The organism is Methylocystis bryophila, from assembly GCF_027925445.1.
In the GTDB taxonomy this organism is placed as follows: Bacteria; Pseudomonadota; Alphaproteobacteria; order Rhizobiales; family Beijerinckiaceae; genus Methylocystis; species Methylocystis bryophila.
Window position 1 is genome coordinate 1,192,357 of record NZ_AP027149.1, and the last position, 25,324, is coordinate 1,217,680.

24 protein-coding genes are annotated in these 25,324 nt (G+C 61.5%); 8 read left to right on the forward strand and 16 right to left on the reverse strand.

The features are described from left to right. Positions 1-186 precede the first annotated feature (186 nt). Together lptB and leuD are read right to left on the reverse strand one after the other, a co-directional pair. Complete coding sequence (gene lptB, locus QMG80_RS05520; RefSeq protein ID WP_085771912.1) at positions 187-1,053, reverse strand: LPS export ABC transporter ATP-binding protein; 867 nt, start codon at positions 1,051-1,053, stop codon at positions 187-189. A gap of 213 nt (positions 1,054-1,266) precedes the next feature. Beyond that, entirely contained in the window at positions 1,267-1,872 is a 606-nt protein-coding gene (gene leuD / locus QMG80_RS05525; RefSeq protein WP_085771913.1) for a 3-isopropylmalate dehydratase small subunit, read from the reverse strand. A 212-nt stretch (positions 1,873-2,084) separates the two neighbouring features. On the opposite strand from leuD, the gene QMG80_RS05530 reads away from it, so the two are divergent. Beyond that, positions 2,085-2,828 carry a carbonic anhydrase gene (locus QMG80_RS05530; protein ID WP_085771914.1) on the forward strand — a complete coding sequence of 248 codons (744 nt, stop codon included), beginning with the start codon at positions 2,085-2,087 and terminating at the stop codon, positions 2,826-2,828. A 20-nt stretch (positions 2,829-2,848) separates the two neighbouring features. Here the strand turns inward: QMG80_RS05530 and QMG80_RS05535 are convergent, their stop codons facing one another. Beyond that, a complete protein-coding gene (locus tag QMG80_RS05535; protein WP_085771915.1) occupies positions 2,849-3,535 on the reverse strand; it encodes a tetratricopeptide repeat protein in 687 nt (228 codons plus the stop codon). A gap of 106 nt (positions 3,536-3,641) precedes the next feature. Between QMG80_RS05535 and QMG80_RS05540 the strand changes: the two genes are divergently transcribed. Next, positions 3,642-3,980 (forward strand): hypothetical protein, encoded by a 339-nt coding sequence (locus QMG80_RS05540; protein WP_085771916.1) that lies wholly within the window; start codon positions 3,642-3,644, stop codon positions 3,978-3,980. 120 nt (positions 3,981-4,100) lie between these two features. Next, the gene (gene aat / locus QMG80_RS05545; RefSeq protein WP_085771917.1) at positions 4,101-4,781 is read left to right on the forward strand and encodes a leucyl/phenylalanyl-tRNA--protein transferase; all 681 of its coding nucleotides are present in this window, start codon (positions 4,101-4,103) and stop codon (positions 4,779-4,781) included. A 140-nt stretch (positions 4,782-4,921) separates the two neighbouring features. On the opposite strand, the gene QMG80_RS05550 is transcribed toward aat, so the two are convergent. The 5 genes from QMG80_RS05550 to QMG80_RS05570 form a co-directional block, all read right to left on the reverse strand. Continuing rightward, positions 4,922-5,638 (reverse strand): DUF2155 domain-containing protein, encoded by a 717-nt coding sequence (locus QMG80_RS05550; protein ID WP_085771918.1) that lies wholly within the window; start codon positions 5,636-5,638, stop codon positions 4,922-4,924. 171 nt (positions 5,639-5,809) lie between these two features. Then, entirely contained in the window at positions 5,810-6,217 is a 408-nt protein-coding gene (locus QMG80_RS05555; RefSeq protein ID WP_085773696.1) for an NADH:ubiquinone oxidoreductase subunit NDUFA12, read from the reverse strand. A 136-nt stretch (positions 6,218-6,353) separates the two neighbouring features. Beyond that, the gene (locus QMG80_RS05560) at positions 6,354-7,427 is read right to left on the reverse strand and encodes a YncE family protein (RefSeq protein WP_085771919.1); all 1,074 of its coding nucleotides are present in this window, start codon (positions 7,425-7,427) and stop codon (positions 6,354-6,356) included. Next, a complete protein-coding gene (locus QMG80_RS05565) occupies positions 7,424-8,029 on the reverse strand; it encodes an SRPBCC family protein (protein WP_245299905.1) in 606 nt (201 codons plus the stop codon). Before QMG80_RS05565 ends, QMG80_RS05560 begins: the two co-directional genes overlap by 4 nt. Before the next feature lie 4 nt (positions 8,030-8,033). Next, a complete protein-coding gene (locus QMG80_RS05570) occupies positions 8,034-8,570 on the reverse strand; it encodes an SRPBCC family protein (RefSeq protein ID WP_085771920.1) in 537 nt (178 codons plus the stop codon). Between the two features lie 210 nt (positions 8,571-8,780). Here QMG80_RS05570 and QMG80_RS05575 point away from each other — a divergent pair, with 210 nt between their 5' ends. Beyond that, the gene (locus tag QMG80_RS05575) at positions 8,781-9,260 is read left to right on the forward strand and encodes a Crp/Fnr family transcriptional regulator (protein WP_085771921.1); all 480 of its coding nucleotides are present in this window, start codon (positions 8,781-8,783) and stop codon (positions 9,258-9,260) included. Between the two features lie 446 nt (positions 9,261-9,706). On the opposite strand, the gene QMG80_RS05580 is transcribed toward QMG80_RS05575, so the two are convergent. Continuing rightward, entirely contained in the window at positions 9,707-11,539 is a 1,833-nt protein-coding gene (locus tag QMG80_RS05580) for an ATP-binding cassette domain-containing protein (protein WP_085771922.1), read from the reverse strand. A gap of 97 nt (positions 11,540-11,636) precedes the next feature. Then, positions 11,637-14,072 (reverse strand): DNA topoisomerase (ATP-hydrolyzing) subunit B, encoded by a 2,436-nt coding sequence (gyrB, locus tag QMG80_RS05585; protein ID WP_085771923.1) that lies wholly within the window; start codon positions 14,070-14,072, stop codon positions 11,637-11,639. Between the two features lie 491 nt (positions 14,073-14,563). Here gyrB and QMG80_RS05590 point away from each other — a divergent pair, with 491 nt between their 5' ends. After that, entirely contained in the window at positions 14,564-14,833 is a 270-nt protein-coding gene (locus QMG80_RS05590; protein WP_085771924.1) for an usg protein, read from the forward strand. Positions 14,834-15,119: 286 nt separating this feature from the next. Beyond that, positions 15,120-16,169 (forward strand): linear amide C-N hydrolase, encoded by a 1,050-nt coding sequence (locus QMG80_RS05595; RefSeq protein WP_085771925.1) that lies wholly within the window; start codon positions 15,120-15,122, stop codon positions 16,167-16,169. 18 nt (positions 16,170-16,187) lie between these two features. On the opposite strand, the gene QMG80_RS05600 is transcribed toward QMG80_RS05595, so the two are convergent. After that, a complete protein-coding gene (locus tag QMG80_RS05600; RefSeq protein ID WP_158658742.1) occupies positions 16,188-17,096 on the reverse strand; it encodes a polysaccharide deacetylase family protein in 909 nt (302 codons plus the stop codon). Between the two features lie 587 nt (positions 17,097-17,683). On the opposite strand from QMG80_RS05600, the gene QMG80_RS05605 reads away from it, so the two are divergent. Next, on the forward strand, positions 17,684-18,076 hold the full coding sequence (locus tag QMG80_RS05605; protein WP_281926176.1) for a hypothetical protein: 393 nt from the start codon (positions 17,684-17,686) through the stop codon (positions 18,074-18,076). 53 nt (positions 18,077-18,129) lie between these two features. Here QMG80_RS05605 and QMG80_RS05610 read toward each other — a convergent pair whose 3' ends face one another. After that, complete coding sequence (locus QMG80_RS05610; protein WP_085771928.1) at positions 18,130-19,284, reverse strand: metallophosphoesterase family protein; 1,155 nt, start codon at positions 19,282-19,284, stop codon at positions 18,130-18,132. A gap of 272 nt (positions 19,285-19,556) precedes the next feature. Between QMG80_RS05610 and QMG80_RS05615 the strand changes: the two genes are divergently transcribed. Continuing rightward, on the forward strand, positions 19,557-20,390 hold the full coding sequence (locus QMG80_RS05615; protein WP_158658744.1) for a carbohydrate kinase family protein: 834 nt from the start codon (positions 19,557-19,559) through the stop codon (positions 20,388-20,390). 121 nt (positions 20,391-20,511) lie between these two features. Here QMG80_RS05615 and QMG80_RS05620 read toward each other — a convergent pair whose 3' ends face one another. From QMG80_RS05620 to QMG80_RS05635, 4 genes are all read right to left on the reverse strand, one after another. Next, a complete protein-coding gene (locus QMG80_RS05620) occupies positions 20,512-20,850 on the reverse strand; it encodes a hypothetical protein (protein WP_199768965.1) in 339 nt (112 codons plus the stop codon). Between the two features lie 138 nt (positions 20,851-20,988). Further along, entirely contained in the window at positions 20,989-21,690 is a 702-nt protein-coding gene (locus QMG80_RS05625; RefSeq protein ID WP_085771930.1) for a carbonic anhydrase, read from the reverse strand. Between the two features lie 45 nt (positions 21,691-21,735). Continuing rightward, the gene (locus tag QMG80_RS05630; RefSeq protein ID WP_085773698.1) at positions 21,736-24,057 is read right to left on the reverse strand and encodes a DUF3141 domain-containing protein; all 2,322 of its coding nucleotides are present in this window, start codon (positions 24,055-24,057) and stop codon (positions 21,736-21,738) included. A 266-nt stretch (positions 24,058-24,323) separates the two neighbouring features. Further along, a complete protein-coding gene (locus QMG80_RS05635; RefSeq protein WP_085771931.1) occupies positions 24,324-25,184 on the reverse strand; it encodes a YihY/virulence factor BrkB family protein in 861 nt (286 codons plus the stop codon). Positions 25,185-25,324: the final 140 nt, after the last annotated feature.

A 25,324-nucleotide genomic window follows, 5' to 3' on the forward strand; every position in this document is an offset into this window, starting at 1 on the left:
AAGTGAATACGAACATCCGGCGCTGGCTAAATTCGCGCGGGCAGGGCGCGATCGGCGAGGTGGTCAGTGAACGCGGAACGATTCGAATTTTGGATCGCCATCAGATCCAACGCGTATCATGCCGGAGCAACGACACGGTTCGAAACCATTTTCAAACGGTTCTTCAAGGAGTCTATCCGGAGCCGCCTACATCTTGAAATCTTCGCCGAGGTAAATCCGGCGCACGTCGGGATTGGCGACAATCTCCGCGGGCGCGCCCTCGGTCAGCACATGGCCGTTGTAGATGATGTAGGCGCGGTCGGTGAGGCCCAGAGTCTCGCGCACGCTGTGGTCGGTGATGAGCACGCCGATGCCGCGCTGCTTCAAATGGCGCACGAGGTCCTGGATGCCGCCGATCGCGATCGGGTCGATGCCCGCGAAGGGCTCGTCGAGCAGCATGAAGGACGGCCTGCCGGCGATGGCTCGCGCGATCTCGCAGCGCCGCCGCTCGCCGCCCGAAACGGCGATCGCGGGCGTCTTGCGCAAATGCGCCAGGCGGAACTCTTCGAGGAGCCCGTCGAGCTGCTCGGCGCGCTTCTTCTTGTCCGGCTCGACGATCTCGAGCACCGCGAGGATGTTCTCCTCGACCGTGAGCCCGCGGAACACCGACATTTCCTGCGGCAGATAGCCGATGCCGAGCCGAGCCCGGCGATACATCGGCAAGGGAGTCACGTCGTAGCCGTCGAGCGTGATCCTGCCGCTGTCCGGCTTCACGAGTCCGGTGATCATGTAAAAGACGGTGGTCTTGCCGGCGCCGTTGGGACCGAGCAGGCCGACGGCCTCGCCCCGGCGCACATGCAGGCTCACATCCTCGACGACGCGGCGGGTCTTGTAGGATTTGGCGAGATTGTGGATCGCCAAAACGCCTTCGGAGTCATTCTGCGACCCTTCGGCGATCTCTATCGCATGCTGTTCAAAGGCGTCGGGCCGGGGCTCCTCGAAGGTGTGCTGATCAGGCGCGTCGTCGTCGCGGCCCTCCTCCTGCCGCCATTCCTCCTCGGCGAACTCGTCCATTTTCGTCGCCTGGTCGCGCCGAGCGTCCCTCCCGCGCGAGAGAAACTTCCGTGCGGCGTCGACACCGGTAGAAAAGGTCTTGGGCAGGCGCAACCGAGAAGTCCGATCAAAGTGGGCCGGCTGACTCGTGCCGGCTGACTTGGGCCGGCGACTACTTACCCGAAGTCGACGCGGACCAAAAGTTCCAGCCAGCGCGCCTGCGCTGAATGGGTCTCACGCCCAGGGGCGCGCCGCCCCGGCATGGCGCTCATATTCGGAGATTTTCCCCACTTTCTGCAACGTGAGGCCGATCTCGTCCAGGCCCTCGAGCAGACAGTGCTTGCGGAACGGATCGATATCGAAGGCGACGACGCCGCCGTCGGGACCGCGGATTTCTTGTTTCTGGAGATCGACCGTCAGAACGGCGTTGGCGCCCCGCTCGGCGTCGTCCATGAGCTTCTCGAGATCCGCCTGCGAGACCTTGATCGGCAGAATCCCGTTCTTGAAGCAGTTGTTGTAGAAAATGTCCGCGAAGCTCGTCGAGATGACGCAGCGCACGCCGAAATCGAGCAGCGCCCAGGGGGCGTGCTCGCGCGACGATCCGCAGCCAAAATTGTCGCCCGCGATGAGAATCTTGGCGTTCCGGTAGGCGGCCTTGTTCAGGACGAAGTCGGGGTTCTCGGAGCCGTCCTCGCGATAGCGCATCTCGGAGAAAAGCCCTTTGCCGAGGCCCGTGCGCGCGATCGTTTTCAGATATTGCTTCGGGATGATCATGTCCGTGTCGACGTTCATGATCTCGAGCGGCGCGGCGACGCCGGTCAGCGTGTCGAATTTTTCCATCTTGGCCTTGGCCGTCCTTTTAGCCGCCTTCTGGCGGTTTCTCGGCTCGCGGCTTAGCAAATGGCGGGGCTTGGCGCAAAGCCGAAAGGAAAGTGAGCTCGTTGGAACGGTTCAACCCATCTTTGCGTTTCCCCGTCGAGGCCGCACTCGGGCCAGCGACGAGGGTTGCTCGATGCGAACCGAAAGCCGCAGCCGCGGCGGGAGGAATTGCAATGTGCCAAGCTTGCGGATTCCCGAACGCCAGGCATGAGCGGCCATTGCCGCGCCGCGCCTTCATGTTGGGGGCGGCCGCGGCGCTGACCCTCGCCGATGGCGCGAGCGCGAAGCCGGCGCGCAAGCCAGCGCCCACGCCGCCGAAGCCTCAGAACGTCATGACGCCCGATGCGGCCCTGGCGCGCCTCATGGAAGGCAATAAGCGCTACCAGAAAGGCGTCGCCAAGCGGCACGACTTCGTCGCAGAGCGAGAAGCGCTGGTCTCGGGGCAAAACCCCTACGCCGCGATCCTCAGCTGCTCGGATTCCCGTATCGCGCCGGAATATGCGTTCGACAGCGGACGCGGCGATCTCTTCGTCGTTCGGGTCGCCGGCAATTTCGCCAATCCCGACGGGATCGCGAGCTTCGAATATGCTGTCGAGGTCTTGAAGACCCCACTTGTGCTGGTGCTCGGGCATGACAGCTGCGGCGCCGTGAAGTCGACGATGACGTCCCTCCAAGACAAGACGACGCTGCCTGGGCATCTCCCGTCCTTGGTCGCCGCGCTGACGCCTGCGGTGGAAGCCTCCGCGGGCCAGCCGGGAGACAAGCTCGAAAACGCGATCAGAGAGAATGTGCGTCTCACCGTCGACACACTGCGCGCCGCCACGCCGCTGCTCAGCGCCGCGGTAAACGACAAGCGCGTGAAGGTCGTCGGCGGGATTTATCGTCTCAAGGACGGCGCGGTGGATTTGATCGCTTGAGTGGCGCAGCTGTTGGACGATCAGTGGGCCTTGTCGGCGCATGTCCCCATTGCGTAACGGGTCGGCTCCTCGGGCAGACGCTCGCCTTTCTTTTGCAAGACCGAGCGAACGGTCTCGACAAGGGAGCCGTACGCCGGGTCGTTCGGCCAATTGTGCTTCAAATATTGCGCCTGCTCATAGGCTTCCTTCAGCCTGCCTTGATAATAGAGGGCGAAAAAGAGCCCATTCTGGGCCTCTTCGAGCGGAGCCTCGCCCTTGTTGCATTGGGCGGCGCGAAACAGCTCCTCGGCGTTCTTGGCGAGATCGGGCCGGCTGTTCACCCATAATTGCGCGAGCGTCAGGATCGCCGGGACGTCGTTGGGAGCGATCTTGAGCGCCGCGGTCAGATCGGCGGTCGCCCCTTCCCAGGCGCCAGGATAGTCGAAATTATGCCCCATGCTCTGAAGATAGCCGCGTTGATAGAGGAGCTTCTCATCCTTGGGACGTGAGGCCAGAGCGGCGTCGAGATCCTTCTTGAGCGCCTCATATTGGGCTTTGACGGCGCGCGCGCCGGCCTTGTCTTTCATCTCGGCCGGGTAATGGCCGATCGTCGGCTCGAGCGCATGCAAGCGCTCCTCGAAAGAGCCGGCGGCGAGGGCGTCGACGCCGAGCGCGCCCCAAACGAGACAAACTCCAGCGAGAAACCCCGCCCATTGCCGCTTCGACATCGATACTCTCCTTCCGCAGGGTTGAAAAGGCTGGTCTTGTTATCGTAACCCTTCTGCGAAGTCGCCGCCTCAGCGCGCGGCGAAGAACCCGAGCCAGGAGCCTCCGATGATCCGCATCCGCCTGCTCGCCGCCTCGCTGGGCCTTATGTCGGCGCTCGCCGCGACGGCCGCCTCTGCGGCAGGGGCGACCGTCTACGTCTTCACGGTCACCTGCCCTGACAAGACCCAAATCGTCGAGCAATGGACGATCGACGGCGACGATCCGGGCAAGGAAGTCTTGCGTGGCAAGGCCGTCGAGAAGCACCAGGGCTGCACCGCCGCCGACTATAAGGCCGCGACCGACGGCAAGCTCCTGAAGAACACGCAATTCTACAGCACGAAACCGCCCAAGGAGAACAGCTGGCTGCCGAGCTTCGGCAATCCTTTCAGCGGTCTCTGGAAATAAGTCTCGATTCTAAAAGTTTAGAGCGCGATTTGCGCGAAAAATCGGTTTCCAGTTTTTCGCATCGCGCTCTAGGCCTCGATCCCGCTCGAAATCCACGGGGCCTGCGGTAAATTCCCTCCCATGTCGTTTCGTAGCCTCGCCCCCGAAATTACCCCGCAGATGTTGCTGCGCGCCTATACGCTCGGCATTTTCCCCATGGCCGAAAGCGCCGAGGATGAGGAAATCTTCTGGGTCGAGCCGCGCGAGAGGGCCATCTTTCCCCTCGACTCCTTCCACATCTCGCGCTCCCTGGCCAAAGTCTTGCGGCAGGAGCGCTTCGAGGTCTCCGCCGACCAGGATTTCGACGCGGTGTTGGAACTATGCGCTGCGCCCGCCCCGTCGCGCGAGAAGACCTGGATCAACGCGCAGATCCGCACGCTTTATCGGGCGCTGTTCGATCTCGGCGTCGCGCACACGATCGAGTGCCGGCGCGACGGCCGGCTCGTCGGCGGTCTCTATGGCGTCGCGCTTGGCGCCGCCTTCTTCGGCGAGAGCATGTTCCATCGCGAGAGGGATGCGTCGAAGGTGGCGCTCGCCCATCTCGTGGCGCGCCTGCGCGCGGGCGGGTTTCGCTTGCTCGACACGCAATTCATGACCGATCATCTCGCGTCGCTCGGCGCGAGGGAAGTCTCGCGAGAGATCTATCGCCGGATGCTTTCCACCGCGATCGAAACGCCCGGGGCGGACTTCTGGATCTGGCCCAAGGGTCGTCGCTTGCGGGGAACCGAGGCGCTCGCAGCGCTGGGCGCCGCGAGGGACTAGCGCGTTTCCCGCTCAAACGGAATCGTTCGAGCGATAAGGAATCGCGCCAAGTCAGAAAGTTGGAGCATGTCATGACCGGAAAACCGCTTCGCACTTTTCCGTGACAGGCTCTAACGCCTTCCCGCTCTCTCCTGAGCGGGTTAGAAAATCCCGAAGGGATCGTGAATCTGGGGCGCGGGGGCCTGCTGCGGCGCCTGCGGGACTTGCCTTTGCTGCCGTCGTGACCTCTGGGGCTTTTGCGGCTGGGCCGCGGCCGGCTCGGCGGTGCTGTTGAAGACGGGCTCGTCGGCGGGGCCGATCGGCTGCGCCTCGGGATTGACCGGCGTCTTGGGCACGATCTTGCGCGTGCGTCCCCCCTTGGCGGCCTGCTGCGACGCGTCTGGGGCAGGCTGCAGGGCTTCCGGCGGCGGCTGCGTGGCGACTTCTTTTCCGCCTTTGCAGTTGACGAGCCAGACGTCATAGACGGGGTGCTCGACGCCGTGCAGGCCGGGGCTGGAGGCGAACATCCAGCCCGAGAAAATGCGCTTGGTCTCGTATTTGGCCGAGGCTCGGCCCGGAACGTCCGGGGCTTTGGGCTGCTGCTCGTCCACCTCGACGAAGGTCGTGGTCATCGGCGTCTCGGTCTGCGGCTTGGTGTTGCAGACGCGCGGCGTGACCTGAAGCGTTCCGAATTGGACCGTCTCGTCGATGGCCACGTCGAAGTTGATGATCCTGCCGGTGATCTTGTCGAGCCCGGCGAAGATGGCGGTCGGGTGGCGGATCGGGTCGGCGCGCCCAAAGGTGGGCGTGAGCGAAGCGAGCACAGCGCCCAGGAGGGCGCCTCGCAAGGGAAGCGGAAGGCCCTTGGGCGAAGTCATTGCGTCACCGGGGTCGAAGCCTTTGTGAAAGCCGACAATGTTCGGCCGCGCGGAGTAAGCACTCGATCAAGGCGATTGCGTGGTCGCTCTCGTTTCAGCGCCTTCGTCCTTGGGAAGGAGCCTCTTGAGCGACAAGGAGCCGCGCCAGAGTCGATCCCTGCGGAATTCGTTCTAGCCCTCCGGGCGCCAGGCGTCGTAGTCCCCGCCCGAGGCCGGGCGTTGAGCGGCGGCCAGGATCGAACCCGGCGGCCGATAGGCGAGCGCCGTCCCGGTCATATTCTGGCGGTAGGGCAGCTCCCACTCATGCGGCTTGTAGCTCTCCTGCGTCGGCGGCGTGTCCACCGTGTGATGCAGCCAGCCATACCAGCCGGGCGGCGTGGCCGAGCCTTCCGCATATCCGTTGTAGATCACCCAGCGCCGATCGAAGCCGAGCGCCCTGTCCTTCCTGCCGCCTTTCGTGCGGTAGTAGACGTTGCCAAACTCGTCCTCGCCGACGCGCTCGCCCATGAGCAGCGTGTAGACGGCGGTGCTGAGCGTGGACCTGTTCCACCAGGTGAAGAACCGAATGATGAACGACATGCGCCTTGGTCCCTTTGAGCGCATTCCGCAAAAGCTGATAGACTTTCGCGATAAGAATTCGCTCCGGCTTTGCGTTAGCGCGATTTTCGATCGCTCGAACGAACTCGTTCGAGCGGAAAGCGCGCTCGCCGGCGTCTTATCGCGTCTCGAGCCGCGGATGTCCAGCCTCATCGCTCCCGCGCACGAAGGCCCCGAAGGCGCGCGGACCTTCCCCCGTCTCGGTTTTTCCGAGGATTTTGAGGCTCTGCGCGTCGATGGCCCAAAGCTCGTTCGAGAACCAGTTGGTCACATAGACTTTGGCTCCGTCCGGGCTCGCCGCGACGCTTTCGGGATATTCGCCGACCTTGATCGCGGCCAACGGCGCGAGGTTTTGCGCGTCGAGGACGCTCACCGTCTCGCCATATTGGTTGGCGACGAAGACGCGCCCAGCGGCGAGCGCCACGCCGTAAGGGCGCTTCCCGACCTTCACGGTGGCGACGAGCTTTTGCGCCTTGAGGTCGACGACGCTCAAGTCGTCCGACTCGACATTGGCGGCGTAGGCGCGCAGGCCCGCGGGGTCGACCGCGAGGCCAAAAGGGTGCCGGCCGACGGCGATCGTCGCCCTCTTCGTCAGGGTCGCGGCGTCGAGGAGGACGAGCGCGTCGTCGTCGCGCGCCGAGACGATGATCGTCGCGCCGTCCGGCGTCAGCACGACGCCCGAAGGCACGGCGCCGACCTCGGCCTTGCGGCTCGCGCCGCTTTGCGGATCGATCTCCGTGAGATCGCGGCCGTTCATATCGGCGACATAGATCTTCCTCCCGTCGGGCGAGACCGCGACCCCGAAAGGCAGGCCGGGAGCTTCAAGGCGTCTTTCGAGGCGGCGCGCTCTGGCGTCGATGACGGAGACGAAGCCGCCTTCCGGGCTCGTCACATAGACGCGCGCGCCGTCCGGCGCGACCGCGACGCCCGCGGGCTTCCCGCCGAGCGGCAGGCGCGCTGCGACCGTCATGCTCGCGAGATCGACGATGGCGAGATCGCCGCCGCCCTGATTGGGGATGAAGGCCTCGTCGGCCTGGGCGCAAGAGTGGGCGAGGAGGAGAGCGGCAGTGGCGACGGCGACGCCGAGCACGTCATGGCGAGGAGCAAAGCGACGAAGCCATCCAGAAGGGATGGCTCTAGATTGCCTCGCCTCCAGCTCGCAATGACGGGGAGAGACTTCGACGCCGTTCATGGCCGCTCGAGCTTCGCCTTCAGCGAGGCGAGCCCCGCTTTGAAAATTCGCGTCACGGCGTCGACAGCGATCTCGTCGGTGAATTGCTCGGGCGGATTGCCCCCGGGAAAGGCGCGATAGAAGCGGCTCTTCCATTCGACGCGCGATCCGCCGTCGGGAAGGCCGCGCACGTTGAGCGTCGCGGAGAGATTGCCGACGGGCAGCACCGCGATGTCGGCGCGCTCTATGATGTAGCGCAGCGACATGGCGGCGCCGTCATATTGCACGAGGCGCTCGTCGAGAGAGCCGCCGCGCTTGTAATAGAATCGGCGCGTGGCCGTTTCGGGAACATTGCCGCCCTGAGCCTCGGCGCGCTCGATCTCCGGCCGCCAGCTCACGTCGGCAAAGTCGCCGACGACCGCCCAGACTTTTTCCGGCGGCGCAGCGATCTCGATCGTCTCGACGACCTTTTGCGGCGTCGCGCCATGCGCGATGGTGAGGGATGGCGCGAGCATCATCGCCGCGGCGATGACGAAGGAGAGCGTCGCAGCGAGCAGGAAGAGCGGGCGCGGAGGCCCAAAGCCTCCGGGCGACGCGCCGCCCGGAAGACTGTCGTAGCTCAAGAGCTTACTTGCCCTCGGCCTTGGCCTTCAGCGCGGCGAGGCCGGCTTGGTAGAAGTCGGTGATCGCCTTGAGCGCGGCTTCGTCGGAGAGCTCCGGCGGTGGATCATTGTTCAGGAAGCCGCGGTAGAAGGCGCCCTTCCACTCGACGACGCTCTTGCCGCCCTCTTCCTTGACGCTGATCGTCGAGGAATAATTGGCCACCGGAACGACGGTCGGCTCGTCCTTGTCCATCTTGTAAGAAAGCGTCTTGGCGTCGGCGTCGTATTTGGTGATGGACTCGTCGATCGAGCCGCCCTTCTTGAAGGTGACGGTGCGCTTGGCGCCCACGGCGTTGCCGCCTGTTCCTTCCGTCTTGGCGACTCCCGGATGCCAGCTCAGGTCCTGGAAATTGCCCACGATCTCCCAGACCTTGGCGGCCGGCGCATCGATCTCGATCTTCTCGACGACCTTCTGTCGCGACGGGCCATGCGCGAGCGCCGCAAGCGGCAAGAGGGAAAGGGCCGCGGCGAGGACGAGCCGGCGCGAGGCGACAAAAGTCATGCGGATTCTCCTAAAGCATCGCCCGCCATCCGCGCGAGCGCAGGGTCGCCCGCCACTAAAGGCGCCAAGCCGACGGCGTCAAGCGGCTGTGGCCTAAAGAAGCCGGCGCCACAGCTGGCGCGACTGCAATACGAAATTTCTGCGTTGGCTCTCCGGCCGATCTCTGCTTACTGCTTCTGCAGTGCCTATCAGGCGGAATGAGAACGAAGCATGCATGCAATCTTGAGGCATTTCCTCGACACTCCCCTCCAGACCCTTCGCGACGGCGAAATCCTGGTTGCCGAAGGCGAGCGGACCGGGCGCCTGTTCGCGCTCGCCGAAGGACGGCTCGAGGTGGTGCGGGGCGACACGCAGGTGGCGATCCTTACAGAGCCGGGCTCGATCGTCGGAGAGACGTCGGTGCTGCTCGATGCGCCGCATAGCGCGACCGTGCGGGCGCTCGGCGACGCCAGAGTGCATCGGGTCAACGACGGCGAAGCCTTCTTCGCCGAGCGCCCCGAGCTTGGCTGGATTCTCGCGCGCCTGCTCGCCCGCCGGCTGAATGCGGGCACCACCTATCTCGCCGATTTGAAACGGCAAGTCACCGGCGCCGGCAATGAGCTGGAGAAGGTCAGCGAGACGCTGGAAAGCCTCCTGCATCGCCAGGAGGCCGCGCCGCAAACCGACTCTGCCCGCGATCCGGGGCGTTAGAGCGCGAGGCGAACAGCGGAAGCCTCGCGACGCTCTTTCCGGGTTCAACCTTCGGCGAGACGATGCCCGTCGATTTCGGCCGCACGGCTGACGCCTGAGGGGACAGCGAGCGCATCATGCGCGATCTGATGCTGACGCTCGCGGGGCGCCTCGGCCAGGCCAATATCAAGGTCGCTTTGTTGAGCGCGAATTGACCCTCAATAAGCGCTGTCTGCGGCTAGCAAGATAGGCGGCACCTCGAACACATTACTCGATGAAGGCGTCGACGAGTGGGAGCAGGGACGTTGAGTTTTCGCTCTTACGCTATACTTGGCCTGATTTGAAGTCGATGCTCTGGCCGGATGAGGTTGTTGGTGCTGCTTCCTTCCATGATCCTCGCGGGGAGCCCAAGCAGAGATGCGTTTGCCAAAGAACACTGAGGGGATAGAATAGAAAAAGAAGACGATCTACACCGCCACGACGGTGGCCGATGAAGGCGTTGGTAAAGGAATGGCGGGCGGGGGTGCAAAGTGCGATTCCGTCTCAGCACAGAATTTCATTACCTCCTCGATCATGTGCCTGATGGTCAGGTTTTCCAGTTTCGAGAATAGAGGCGTCAGGGCGTCCCGATGCGACTTGATGTGTACGGCTTCATTGTAAATTACTGCGAGCAGAAAAAATTGTTCGGGAAGGTCGATGCCTTTCTCGAGCGCCCAATCGAGTTTATCTCGCGTCTTGTGAATGTCTAAGAACGCCGGCTTATCGGCTGTATCGAGCTTTTGATAGACCGCGCGCTCCAGGGCGTTCCTTACCGCGCAGCAAACGGAGATCGGATCGTAATTCCTCTTCGAAATGTAGCGATCGAGTTGTGTTTTTACATAAGCGTTAAATTTATTGGCAGTGGATATTTCAAAATATAGTCCAAGCGTGTGGAATTTGGCGGATAGGTCGCGATCAGAAGGGTGAAAATGCAGAAAAAACTTTGATATGTCTGTTTCTATCGATGCATCATGTCGCCTCAAAATCATTTCCTTGACATATGTTTCGGGGCATTTGTTATACCTTGAAAGGTATACAACCTTTTGATCTTTAAATGTAAAGTTATTAAAATAGCTGGGGTCAAGATGGGTCAAAATGAGCGGAAATAACTGGCGCCCCTCTTGCTTCCATTGCGGGATCATCTGTGTGAGGTGGTATTGACACGCCACCAGATTGGCATCATCCAGGTAGTCAAAGACCTCATCGATAACCAAGATACAGCGATCCTTCTTGAGCTGTCGCCGCGCTCTGAGCAACTCCGCGACCAGGCATAGCGTGTCACGTTCTCCATTCGAGATCTGGTTTGCCAGAGGAAACCTAAGCACTAAGCGATTGTCGGCCTCAACCGGCGCTATATTCTTCCACGTCGCCTTGAGCGGCTTCAGCTTAGTGACGTAATATTCCTTGTCGTGCAGGTAACTAAAATGTTTGATGCAGGCTTTGAATTCCTCCTTCTTTTCCTTATGTAACTCGCAGATTTGAATTGCTGCGCATAAGGCGTTCACCTGATTCCCGAACTTTCCCGTGTCAAATTCTTTCACAATATCAGCTATTTCACGAATATGATCAATCTGCCGCAGAAGCTCAATTTCCGCGGTATCGACGGCGGCAATAATTTGCGCGGTAGTGCCAGAGCGCGAGTTAACGTGATTGCGAAAGCGGGCGATGGAGGACCGAGTTCCTGTACGATCTTCCTTCGAGAAGTCCACCTGAGCTATTTTTAGCATCAACTTGACGTCCTTCAAGACATCAGAGATGTTGGGAATGGCCTTTCCATTAGAGCCGAACGTCTGCTTAGATTCAGTGTAGGAGTAGACCAAGGGGTGCTTCGGTGGAATTTTTCCAATCAGTTCGATGTCAGGAACGTTGATTGAAGCCGTTGCAATACTGTTCCCTTGGATCTTGTGTACTCTCGCTCTCGGCTTCAAGGCACTTCTGATTACATAGACGCTGAAGGCCGCCGAGATCTCATTCATCCCGCTATTGGCGGTTAGGGTTTCTTCCGATCCGTCGTCCATCGTGCTGGTGATGACAATTTCTGGCATTGCTCCCGCGTTACCGTTGTGTGCGTGCTCATCTTCGATTTCAAGCTTGGAAGGGCGCAGTGAGTGGAATGCCACCGCGAAGGAGCTCTTGCCGAAGCCGTTCGGGGCCACGAGTATGGTCGGCTTGTTTGGGATCAGCTCGACGTCGAAAATCGTGTTCGAGATCCCCTTTACCTGGTTGATCTCAATCTTCTTAATTCTCTTGACGGGAGGCATGCCTGTAGCCTTCAGAACGATGTAGTTGGCTGCACAAAGGGAGGCACCAATTCGTATCTTGTCGAGAGTCGATGACGATGCGTATGGTCAATAACCTTCACACGTCCAAATTCGCGACGCTCAGCGCGTTCTCCTGGATGAATTCGCGCCGCGGCTCGACAACGTCGCCCATGAGCCGCACGAAAATCTCGTCGGCTTCGACGAGGTCCTTGACCTTCACCTGTAAGAGCGAGCGCACATTGGGGTCGAGCGTCGTCTCCCAGAGCTGCTCGGCGTTCATCTCGCCAAGGCCCTTGTAGCGTTGGACCGTGAGGCCCTTGCGGCCCTGGGCGCTCATCGCCTCATAAAGCGCGAGCGGGCCTGAAGTGGAGGCCTCGTCGCCTTTACGGATGAGCAGCGCCTGGCCCTCGAAGATCTCGCGCAGCGACGCCGCGCGCTCGGTCAGCTTGCGCGCCTCGCTCGAAGCCAGGAGCGCGGCGTCGAGCATCGCGACATGTTCGACGCCGCGCAGCGTTCGGCGGAAAATATAGCCGCCGTCGCGGGGGGCGCCGCGCCAGCCGCCTTCCGTTTCTTCGGCAACGAGGTCGAGCCGACGCGAGACTTCGTTTGCGAGCCGCTGCGCCTCCTCGGCGTCCTCCGGCAGAGGCTGCAAGGCGCCGGCCAAGGTCGCCTGCTCGACGACGGTCTGATCGTAGCGCGAATGCAGCGACAGCACGAGCTGGCGGAAGGCGCGGCACTCTTCGAGCACGCGCCGCAGATCGGCCCCGGCGCGCTCCTCGCCCGAGGCGGAGCGCAGCACGGCGCCGTCGAGCAGCGCGTCGATCAGATAATCCTCGAGCGCACGCTCATCCTTGAGATATTGCGTGGACTTGCCCTTGGTCACCTTATAGAGCGGTGCTTGCGCGATATAGATATGGCCGCGCTCGAGCAGTTCGGGCATCTGTCGATAGAAGAAGGTCAGAATCAGCGTGCGGATATGGGCGCCGTCGACATCGGCGTCGGTCATGATGATGATCTTGTGATAGCGCAGCTTGTCGATGTTGAACTCGTCGCGGCCGATGCCGGCGCCGAGCGCCGTGATGAGTGTGCCGACCTGCTCATTGCCGAGCAGCTTGTCGAAGCGGGCGCGCTCGACGTTCAGGATCTTGCCGCGCAGCGGCAGCACAGCCTGGAACTCGCGGCTCCTGCCCTGCTTCGCCGTGCCGCCGGCGGAATCACCCTCGACGATGAAAATCTCGGATTTCGCGGGATCGCGCTCCTGGCAGTCGGCGAGCTTGCCCGGGAGGTTGGCGACGTCCAGTGCGCCCTTGCGGCGCGTGAGATCGCGCGCCTTTCGCGCCGCCTCGCGCGCGGCCGCGGCCTCGCAGACCTTGCCGACGACGATCTTGGCGTCGCTCGGCCTTTCTTCGAGCCATTGGCCTAGCATCTCGTTGACGATGCTCTCAACCGCCGGCCGCACCTCGGAGGAGACGAGCTTATCCTTCGTCTGCGAAGAGAATTTTGGATCGGGGACCTTCACCGAGACGACGCACGTCAGTCCCTCGCGGCAATCGTCACCGGTGAGATCGACCTTCTCACGCTTGGCCAGCCCCGAGCTTTCGGCATAGGAGGTGATCTGGCGCGTCAGCGCGCCGCGAAATCCCGCAAGATGCGTGCCGCCGTCGCGCTGCGGGATGTTGTTGGTGAAGACCAGCACATTCTCGTGGTAGCTGTTGTTCCACCAGAGCGCGACCTCGACCTGAATATGCTCCCGCTTTCCGGCGATCATGATCGGCGCGGAGAGGAGAGGCTCCTTGGCGCGATCGAGATAGCGCACGAAGGCCTCGAGCCCGCCTTGGTAGAAGAGCTCATCCGTTTTCACCTCGGCATGACGCGCGTCGGTCAAGACGATGCGCACGCCGGAATTCAAAAAGGCGAGCTCGCGAAGCCTGTGCTCGATCGTTGCATAATCGAACTCGACCATGGTGAAGGTCGCGGGCGACGGCTGGAAGGTGACTTCCGTGCCGCGCTTCGGCTTTCCGTCAACCTCCGGCGCCGGACCGACGACGACGAGATCGGCGACGGCGTCGCCATTGGCGAACTCCATCGAATGCTCTTTGCCTTCTCGCCAAATGCGCAGCTTCAACCATACGGAAAGGGCATTCACGACCGAGACGCCGACGCCATGCAGGCCGCCGGAAACCTTGTAGGAGTTCTGGTCGAATTTGCCGCCCGCATGTAGCTGCGTCATGATGACATTGGCGGCCGACACGCCTTCCTCGTGGTGGATATCGGTCGGAATGCCGCGGCCATTGTCGGTGACGGTGCAGGAGCCGTCGGGATTGAGCGTCACCGAGACGAGCGTCGCATAACCGGCGAGCGCCTCGTCGATCGCATTGTCCACGACCTCGTAGACCATGTGATGCAGGCCGGTGCCGTCATCCGTGTCGCCGATATACATCCCGGGGCGCTTGCGCACGGCGTCAAGGCCGCGGAGCACCTTGATGGAGCCCGCGCCATAGTCTTCGCCATTCGCAAATTCTTGATCGCTCATGCTTTTCTTATTCTCCGGGGGCCGCGCGCCCCTCAACGATTCGTCAGGGTTGAGTTTACGACGATTCAGCCCCCGGTTGCACGGAGAAAAGGGGGCGCGCTCGATTTCGGGCGAAGCTGTAAATGCCGGCGATGTTTAGGAGATCGCCGGGGCGCGCGAGAGAGTCCCCCCAATCTCGCCTGCCTTGGCTGCGCCCCTATCGCTTATGCGGCGCCGTCTATCGGATCGCAGACTCGTTGCGCTGCGCTTCAATCCTCACCGTCGCTCCGCCGATCGCCGCGCCACGTCGATATCGGACGTCGATCTCTCGCCCGACGGGCAGAAGTCCCACGAGATTTCGAAGCTGGCTGCGAAAAGCTTTTATCACTCGCCGGGAGTCGCTGCTAGCAGCTTGATTTCAAACGGCTTTGGTATGCTCATTGCTTGCCAATTCACAAGGACGTCGGCACAATCGGCGCACGTCCGAGAGCATAGCAAAGAGGAGAACCGCGATGGCTTCGAAGGAGTTTCGCTTGCAGATGGCGGGCTATGGTCTGACGACGGCGAACATCCTCTATCGCCTGCCGGATCATCCCGCCATCATCCAAAGCTACATCTGGCAGGACTACGATCTGCACCCCGAATTTCCGCAGTTGCGGCGATTCCTGGATTTCTGGGCGCAGAAGCTGGAGGGCCCGCTGCACGCTGTCACAGTCTCCCACTCCGGCCTGATCAAGCCGGCGGAAATTAGATTGCTCAATGGGGAGTTTCGAGTGCACTGACGCGCGAGCTCGCCTTTCCGCAGTCGCTTCAAGCCGGCGCCGATGCGCGCATCTCGCGCGCCGGGCCGGCGCTCCTTGCATTTCCAGGGGAGAGCGGCAAAAGCGTTTTTCCGGTCAGGACCTGTGCTCAGTATTTGATCTGAAGCGATTCCTTTTCGTTCGCGTGACTCCACGCGATCGGGACGCGTTCTAACTGTGAGCTTGTTTGGCTCGTCATGCTATGAGCGTAGCCCATGGGGCGACCGGCGGGTCCTGCGCCAACTCAGAGATCATCGGAGATTGAGCCGTGAAAAAGAGCTCCCTTTGCCTCAGCCTCTCCCTCTTGCTTTGCGGGTCGATCTCCTTGCTCGGGGTCGGCGCCGAAGCCTGCACGCGCATCATTTACGAAACCGGCGCGAAAAATTTCATGGTCGGCCGCACCATGGATTGGATGGAGGAGCCTCCAACGGATCTCTGGTCGTTTCCGAAAGGCTTGGCCCGTGACGGCGGCGTTGGGGCGGGGTCGATCAAATGGACCGCCAAGCGCGGTTCGGTCGTCAGCTCCTTTTACAACATTGGCACGGTAGACGGCATGAACGACGCAGGGCTCGTCGCAAATGTGCTCTATCTCGTGGAGGCCGACTACTGCGACGCCGGCGCATCGAAGAAACCGAAGCTCTCCATCGGCGCCTGGGGCCAGTATGCGCTCGATAATTTCGCCACGGTGGCGGAGGCGGTCACAGCGCTGCAAAAAGAGCCGTTCGTCATCGTCGCCCCCGATTTGCCGGGCGGCCACAAGGCCGGCGCGCATCTCTCCATCGCCGACGCTTCGGGCGACAGCGCCATCTTCGAATATATCAAGGGCAAGCTCGTCATTCATCACGGCCCACAATATCGGGTCATGACCAATTCGCCGAGCTACGACCAGCAGCTCGCGAACGAAGCTTACTGGGCGGATGTGGGCGGCCAGTTCCTTCCCGGCACGGCGCGTTCCGCCGACCGCTTCGCCCGCATGAGCTGGAACCTCAACGCCGCCGCAAAAGAAAGCGACCCGAGGCTCGCGACGGCCACGACCTTCTCGCTCATTCGCGCCATTTCCGTGCCGCTCGGCGTCGCGGATTCTGAGCTGCCCAATATTGCCCCGACAAGCTGGCGGACGGTCTCCGACACGCAGGCGAGGCGCTACTACTTCGATTCGGCCTATAATCCGGAGATCTTCTGGGTCGATCTCGACAAATTGAGCCTGGGACCCGGCGCGAAGCCCGCCAAGCTCGATATGAGCGGCCGGCCCATCCTTTCGGGAGAAGTCTCGGAACGCTTTGCGCCGGCGGAGCCGTTCAAGTTCCTGTCGCGCTGAGCCGGCGCGCATCGCGCTCTAGCGCGCGAAAACACACGGCCAACCCAAGGATCTCGCCCGCGCCTCCGCTTGGGAGTCCGCGTAGAAGTTGAAACGATAATGTCGCCAGGCGTCGAGCCTGGAGTAGCGGCCGTCGCCCAAAAGCACATGCGTGTAGCCTTCCGCGCGCAGGATCTCCGGCTGTCCGGCGCGGTAGCTGCCGTTGGGAAATGCGTAGATTTTCGGCGCAAAGCTCAAGCGCTCGAGAAAAAACTCTCGGCATTTGCGAGCGTCATTCCTAAGATAATCGTCAGTTTCCGTCGCCATGGAAGCGTGCTCGAACGAATGCGCGCCGACTTCATGAGATTGGGCGATTTGCCGGACCTCTTCGATCGTCATCATCGGCGAAGGTCGAAAATTTTCGAGCCGCTCGATCTGCGGCTGCAGCTTAGAGAATTGCGCCTTTTGCTCAGCGATCGGCTGCGCCTTCAACGCGCTCGAGCATCTCAAGCAGGATTTGGCGCGTTTGTCGGGATCGGCTCCGTTGGGCAGGCCAGGAAGCGGGACCTCGCGCAGCAGCCGCGCGGGCGCGCAATTGATGAAGTCCTGCAAGATGACGTTCATCGGCGGCCGCCCCGTCTCGATCGCCGCGGGAAGGACGTTTTGATTGACGCGAACGCGATGTTTCTCGAGTATTGGCGCCGCGATGTCGATGAAATCCTTGTAGCCGTCATCGAAGGAAATGATCATCGGCGGCTTGTCGCTTGCGAGTGGCCGCGAGAGCTCATCGAAGCCGATCAGCGAAAACCTTGCTTTGAGCCAAGGGAGCAGCTCATCGAATTGGCTGGGCCCGATGGACGCGCAGCTTCCCGGGCTGGCCGTGACGCGATGAAGATTGAGGATCGTCAACGCTTTCGCGCGCGAAAGCGTGAAGATCTTGAGCGTCACTGTTAGCTCCTGTTGCAAACCCCAGCAGAGCAACGTTTTCACTGTCTGTCTCACGGCCTCAGCCCCCGTTCGCATTCGCTCTTTAAAAATGGGCGGTCGTTCGCATCGGAGCGCCAAAAAATCTACTGTTGGTTTTGACAGCGCTCCTTGGGAGCGATGCGCTGGAGCGTGAGCGGAGTGCTTCTGCTGTATACCCGAATTACACCAGCCTGAAAAGGCGCAATAAGCTTACGCGTAATGCTAACGAGTGTGTAGATAACAATGAACTCAAAAAGTTATCGAGCCAACAGCACATCAATAACACGTCATTATGTCCGGCGATTGTAAGTTTGTCCCATGCAAATGTCTTCATTCGTAATGCCTGGTAGGCATGCGTATGTATACGTAGAGATTTGCTGCATTCCGAGTCGTGCGGCGCTTTCCAGGCGATTGGCGTTCAAATTTTGGCGATTGCGTCTTCAGCAGACGACGGGGAGGGTATCCCCTTGCTCTTTTCAACGAGCAGGGAGAGCGGTAACGCAGAGAGCGACGGCGTCGAGCGGGCGGCTGGGGCGCCCGCGGCGCGATTTGGAGACATGCGAAGCGTCATGCGTCGCCTGATCACTGCGCTCTTCCTGACTGTTCTGCTCACAGCTGCGGGCGTCTCGCGCGCGCTGAGCGCGTCGCAACCAGCCTATGTTTTGCAGGCGGAACAAAATTATCGACACGCGCGCGCCGAGCTCAACGCCGCGCAGAAGGCGCTGGCCCAATTGAAGCAAGAGGAGGCGCGACTCGGCCGGCAAGCGATGCGGCTGCGCGGGCAGTGGCTTGAACCTGCAAAGCTGTGGCGCGCCACACAGGCGGCGCAAAAAAGGCTGGTCTTTGCGCAGCAGAATTCTCAGCAGTCGTTAACAGAGCTGAATATTGCGCGCGACGCGGCGCGCCGACAGAGGGTAGGACCCGTTTCCACGCCCGAGCGATCGCCGCAATGGTGGTGGTGACGTGGGCTATGGCGCTGAAGGCGCGCGTTCACGCAGGCTTTCTCGGGTCGCAATCACCGGGCCGTTCTCGCGACCGTCTCGCATTCGATCACGACCGAGTCCCGCGGGTTTTGCGATTTCCTCGGCGGATCGTCGAAGGACAGCGAGAAATAATCGACTTTCAGGCGCTTCGCCTCCGCCGTCACGCGCAGAAAGCCGGCGTTCATGACGTCGTAACTCTCCAGCCGAACCGTCGGCAGCGTCGTCACAAAAGGCAGTCGATCGACGGTCAGGCCTCGTTGGAGCTTGTGGAGCGAACGCGACGAGTTCGCAAAACCGCCCCCGCCGGCGACGATATAGGGCAGGGTCCTCCCTTCGAAATCGCGGGAAAATCTCTGATAGGAATGGACATGTCCCGCCAGGACGAGGTCCGGAGCCCGGCCGCTGGCCAGAAATGCGGAGTCCATGGCCGACATGATTTCAGCATATCCGCCGTGGGTTTCATCGAGCGAAAAACAAGGATGGTGAGCCGCAACGATCAACCATTTATCGGACGGGGCGTTCCTCAATCGCTCCATGAGCCAGTCTCGTTGCGGCTGTTCGCCGCGTCGGTCCAATTGTCCATCGATATTTGAATATAATCCGATGATATGAACGAAGGGAGCCTCAAGAACCCAATAACAATAAGGCTGTGTCATCGTCGATCTGTATTTGAAAAGCCGCTGTGGCGAGGAAGCGCAGAAATTCTGCATAAAGCCTTGAAGCGACGGTTCATTGCATAGATCGTTGCGTCCAGCGATTTCTCCATCGTGATTGCCTGGAATCGCAAAAATTGGAGCGTCATAATATTGATATGGCTCGTAGAATTGCGCCACGTACTGGCTGCTTTCCCCGCTCAGATAAACGATGTCTCCAAGATGGAAGAGAAACCTAGGCCGCTCTCTCTCCTGCGCATCGGCAATTTGATCCTGCATGGCCGCAGCCACCGCGTTCTGCGTTTCATTGCCGTGAATTCCGCCGGTGTCGCCGAGGGCGTGAAACACCAGAGCGCCCGCTTCTTCCGATTGCCCGGTCACTCCAGGAAGAATCGCTTCCAAGGGAAAATTGAACTTCGTTCCAGCGAATGGAGGCGGCGGCTGGAAGCGCGGCTCCTCGGGGAAATTCGTGACCGGGTTGCCGATCTCGGGCGCGATCTTCGCAAAGGCCGAGCCCTTGATATCCTCGTTCACGACGCAGCCTCCACTCGATCACGCTGCGTTTGAGCCGAATTGCACAAACGCGGACTGGTGATCGATTCCAAAGTTTGAGAGCGCGATTCGCGCGAAAAACCGGTTTCCACTTTTACGCATCGCGCTCTAAAGCTTGATGCGAGCGCGGCAAAATGCGACGCAGAGACGACAACTAGGCGACGGTTTGGCGCGGGAAGGCGCTTTTGCGTCCGCACCCATAGGAATCTATTCCGCCGATGCCGACGACAAGCGCTGATGAGCGAGAAGGTGGCGTGCGAAGACGCGTTTGTTGCCTGGGCAGCATCAACGCTGATGTCACGCTGCGCTTGGATCGTCTTCCACAGCAACATGAGAAAATTGAGGCGCAACAGGTCCGCGTCGGCGGAGGCGGCTCCGCCGCCAACACCGCCGTCTGGCTATCGCGGCAGGGCTTGAGCGTCATGATGAGCGGCTGGATCGGAGAAGACGCCCTCGGAATGCTCGCCCTTTCCGATCTTCGAGCCAATGGCGTCGACACGCGCGCGGTCAAATTGCTGCCAGTCGCCTCGCCAATCGCCGTTTGCTTAGCGCCGCCGGATGACAAGAGGATCATCATCAGTCCGATCATCGAAGCGCCCTGGACGCCCTATGATTGCGCCGACGCTTATGTAACTGTCGATTGGCTGCACACGACCGTTTGTGAGGCGGATTTCTTGAGCGAGGCCAAAAGCGCGAGCCGCGAGCAGGGGACCGTTCTTTCGGTCGAGTTGGACGGTCGTTATGATCCGGCGCTCGCCAACATAGCGGATTACCTTTTCACGAATTCCGACGAGCTGGCGCGCAAGCTGGGAACGGACGACCCCGTCGGTTTCCTATGGGACAAGCATGGGGCGGATCCTGCAACCTGGTTTGTCACTCAAGGCATGCATGGGGTGGTGGTCATTGGCGGCGGGAAGACCGAAACCGTCTCGGCCCTTCCGATTGAAGCCGTCGACCGCACGGGCGGCGGCGACGCTTTCAACGCAGGCGCCATCGCCGCGCTGCTCTCAGGCGCGGATCGTCGCTCGGCGGCGTCCGCAGGACTTCTGCTGGCCGCGCAGGCGCTGCGAGTTCTGGGCGCTCATTGAACCGAGAGAGTCGCTGCGCGGCCTGGCCGAGTTCGAGAGAGCGGCGCATCCGGAGCAGGCGCTGCCGAGATGGAAACGATCGTAAGCGCCAACACGCAATCCGGCTGAGGAGGAAGTCGGATCAGTCCTTCTCTTTGTCCTCGTCGTCGTCTTCTTCCTCGTCGTCGTCCTCTTCTTCCTCGTCTTCGTCGTCGTCCTCGTCCTCATCCTCGTCTTCATCGTCCTTGTCGTCGTCTTCTGCTTTGGCCCCAGCGTCCTTGTCCCAAGCCTTTTCACACTTTTTGAGATCCTCCGTCAGCTTCTCGAGGAGAGACGGCAGCGAATCCGCGATCTTTTCGAGGCCCTTGGTCGCGGGCGCGCCAGAACCAATTTCAAGCAGCCCTTGGCCGCTGCAGATAGAATCGCGGGTTTGTTCGATCGCTCCGTCCAATTCCTGAGTGCCGAGCTTGCCATAAGCCATGAGCTTTCTCCCTTGAGGCGACCCACACCTGAATTGAGGCCGTCCCGCATCACCGATGATGCGCGCATTCCACGGGGAACCGCGAGCGACAAAATTCGCACAGCCCCATAACGCGCGTGCGACGGCGTCAATTCGAGTTCAGAAGCGCGGACGAGCGAGCGCGGCGCCATGCGACGAAGGCAAGACCTGGACGAATTCGCCGCTCGACTCATCAAGGGCGAAGAGGCTCGCATCCTCGATGCTGAAAAAGGCTCCGTGAAGCGCGAGGCGTCCGGCTCCTTCGGCTTCGACGACTTTCTCGAAAGTGCGCAAATTCGCGAGCCCCCGCCTGATCGACTCGCGCGCGAGGCGATCCGCATAGGCCTGGTCGAATGTGGCGGGAGCCGGCGCGATCGCTCGCGCCGCTGGCGCAATCATCGAGATCCAATTGCCGATGTAGTCTTCCTCGTCGAGGGCGGCCTCGCCAATCAGGTTCTCCAGAAACGCGCGGACGCCTCCGCAGCGCGCATGGCCGAGCACGACGATATGGCTCACTTGCAGATTGGAGACGGCGTAGTCGATGGCCGCCCAGGAACCATGATGGTAGTTGTTGGAGGCGTGCGGCGGCACGAGATTAGCGACATTGCGCACGTCGAAGATCTCGCCGGGCTCGGCGTCGAAAATCTCTTCGGGCGTCACGCGCGAGTCGCAGCAGCCTATGACGAGCGTGTGCGGATGCTGGCCGCGCTTGGCAAGATCATGGAACCTTTCCCGCTCACGATGAAAGCGTCCGGAAAGGAAGGTCTCATAACCTTCGAGAAGATGGTGGCTGAGCAGGGGCGCTTGGCGTTTCTCGGTCATCGCGGCTCGCAGGCGGGGAGAGGGCTTGGTCTTCTGAAGCGATCTTCAGGCCGAAGCGCTCGCGGCGAGCGGATCGCTGTTCGCAACGGAGAGCATGATGGCGGGAAGACCCAAAACCGAGCGGAAACGTTGCAGCATCTTCACCGTCTGCGGATCCATGTCGTCGACAGAGCCCGCGATGAACTCCACGACGGCGATGGCGTCCTTGCGCTCGTTTCCTTCCGATAAGAGAACTGGCAAGGTGTTTATCGCCCGATCCGACTCGAACTCGACGATGATCGATTGCTCGCGGATCAGCGCCGCCCGACGCTCCGCGCCGAGCGATGCGAAGGGCTCGTCCTTCGAGAGAACGGTCGCAGCTCTCTGCAGTCGGTCGCGCCGCACCGATCCGCGCGACTCGGCGAGGAGAATGAGCATGCGGATAACCGCCTCCTCGAAACCGCCGCGATCCACCCCGAGCAAGATCGCCTGCACCTCGGGGAGGAAGCGAAGCTCCTTGGGGTCCTTGCGCGTGCGCTCGAACGCATGGGTTGTCGCAACCCAGGTCATGAACGGCGAGCCGTAAAGCATGAGGAACATGGCTTCAAAGCTCGCGTCGCGCAGGTCGCGACTGAGATCGATGGCCTGCAGTGCCCCCGCCGCCCACCATTTCTCGAAGGCCAAGAAAGGATTGGCCGGGTCTGCGGCCTTGCGGTCCGAAAGGATATGCTTCGCGGCTTCCTGAACCGGTCGCATAGCGAGATTTTGGCTGGAGAACATCAAGCGCGACCAGCGCTCGGGATGCATCGCGCTCATCATTCTGGCCGAGTCCGACGTGACCATCGTCTGAACCAGCGGCCGTAGCGAGAGGTCATAGATCTCGACGGCGAGCTCCGAAAGCCGGGCGACGGCTGCGAAGCCGACTTCGTCGGACCGATCATTGTCGTCCAACGCCAGCAGGTCGGCCAATTTTCGCTCTTGGAAATTCACGAGAAATCGCGCGTCCACGCCGTCGCCGATCTGCTCGTCGATTTTCATTTCGTAAAGGCCAGGAGCCAGCGCCTCGATCGTCTTCATCGTGGACGCGACTTCGGCATGTTCCTTTCTTGCGATGCTCGAGGAAACGAAGATGCCGAGATGGCCGGTCGTTGCATGGACCATATAGATGATGCGTTGGCCGCGGATCTTGATCTCGTGCTCGTCGGCGTAGGTGTCGATGATCCAATTGAGCGCCTGCTGGGGAGGTGTGATGTTGTCGGCCAGACTCGTAAAGACGATGATCGGCGACCGGATGGCCTTCAAATCGAGCTGGCGCCCTCGCTCGATTCGCGCTTCGCCGCGCGCGAGACGATTGCCGATGAACAGCTGCTCGACGATCCAACGGATCTCCGCTTCGTTCATAAAATGCATCCCGCCCCACCAACGCTCGAACTCGAGGAACGTCTTGCGGTCGCGATCGACATTCGCAAACAGGTCGTAATATTTGCTGAAGTAATTCCGTCCCGGGTTCAGCATGCCGAAATTCGAGACCAGATGAACTCCGTCGAACTCCCCGTTTCCCAAGTCGGCGAGCATGACGACGGGCAGCGCGCCGCCGAACAGCCCGGCGAAATATCGCATCGGGTTTTCGCCGACGCGCCCGGACCAGTAGGAGAGCGGCGCGCCATTGATGATGAGCGGCCCGCTGATCTCGGGGTTCGCGGCGGCGAGGATCATCGTCGCCCAGCCGCCCTGGCAATTCCCGACGATGATCGGCTTGGACGTGTCAGCGTGACGCCGCCGAATTTCACCGACGAAGGCGGCCTCCGCCCGCATGACGTCGGCCAGCGTCTGACCGGGTTCCGGATGGGGCCGAAAGACGAGAAAATAGACGGGATGTCCATCGCGCAGCGCGACACCCACCTGACTGTCCGCCTTGAAGCCCCCGATTCCCGCGCCATGCCCAGCCCGGGGATCGATGATCAAATAAGGGCGCTTCCAGTCGAAAACTTCGACGCCGGGCGGCGGCTTGATGCGAAGAAGCACGTAATTGACGGGTCGCGCCAGGTCGCGGCCGTCAAGAATCACGTCGCTCTCATAGACGAGCACAGGAGGAGCGCCGGCCGCTTCATGAACAAGGTCATTGTCACCTCGTTCGCGCAGCGTATCGAGCGTGAGCATCGCGCGCTGCCAGGCGTCGACGCCATAGTCATTGGCAGGCGTCAGAAGCCCGCCGTCTCTGGTCGCTGCGGCGAAAAGCTGCTGCACGGATTGCGCCTCGGACCAGTGCGCGCGCAGGCGCCGTCCGTGCTCCCGCGCCAATTTCTCGAGGCGTCGCGCATAGCCGGTCGTCGCCCTCTGAAGCGCGGCCGCCGCAATCTCTTGGTCTTCGGCCAGCCGCTTCGGCATGCTCTCGAGGTTGAAGCGCGGCTTCACGATCTGCATCCTTGTGTTGCTTTGGGCTTGGCTGGGCGCGGCTTCGTGCGTCACTACGCCGCCATTCGGATCCGCTCTTGAAGAAGGCGACAGGTCCTCGCGAGATCCGTCGGACATCGGCGCCCATCCGTCGCATCATTTTCCTCAGCGCAGGTGACAAATCGGTGACCCATTCGATCGCCGGTGGGTTCAGCCTGGCCGCGCCGCGGGCGGGCCGCGCCGGCGAGAGCGGCGCGCCTTCAAGCTTTGCGCGCGGGTTTGCGATCGGCTTCCTCGCTGCGCGCCTGTGCAAGGACCTGATTGAGGGCGCCGCCATACAGCAGCATCGCGGCTAGCCAGTTCAAAAAGATGACGGCGATCATGATCGACGCGAGGCCAGCGTAAGTGGACACGTAGTTTTGGGGGAAGCGCACGAGGAAGGCTCCGAACGCGGCGCCGAAACCAAGCCACGCGAGCACCGTGACCAAGACGCCGGGGGCGATCATCCGCAGGGACCGTCTTCCTGCCGGCAGGTATTTGTGCGCGATGACGAGCACGACGAGAATGACGGCGGAGGAGACGCCGTAACGCACGGGCGTATAGAAGGTCGCGAGTCGCTGCGCCGTTTCGGGCGCCGCTTCTTGCAGGTGAGCCCATAGCAGCGGCGCCACCACCATGAGAAAGGTGAAGGCGAGGAGAGCGACCGCGCCCATGAGCACGAAGAGGATCGCTTCGAGCCGCAGCAGCCACCACGGCCTTGCGTCGCGCAATGCATAGGCTCGATTGAGGCCGACGCGCAGCGCTTCGACGCCGCTCGCAGAAAAATACAGGGACAGCAGGGCGCCGATCGTCAGCAGGCCGCCGCGTGGCGTGGTCAGGACCCTATGAACTTCTGCAGCGATCGGCTCGGCGATGTCCGGCGGCCAGGCGTCGAAGAGCAGCTCGGCCGCCTTGTCGGCGATCTCGGGCGTGCCGAAGAAGCCGGCGACCGCTCCCACGAAGATCAGAAATGGAAAGATCGTAGTGAGGACGGATAGCGAAATGTGGCTTGCGATCGGCCAGCCGTCATCCTCTACGAATTTGAGATAGGCCGCATAGGCTAAATTCATGAGTCGATACATCGAGCCTCGAATGCAGCGGCGCTTCTCGGATGAGGCCCACATGGCGTCGAGGGGGCGTGGAGGCAATGCCTGCGCCGAAGGACGCGCCCGCTCTTTTCGTCAGTCGACAGCTAAAGCCCCGATGACTCTTATTCGGCTCC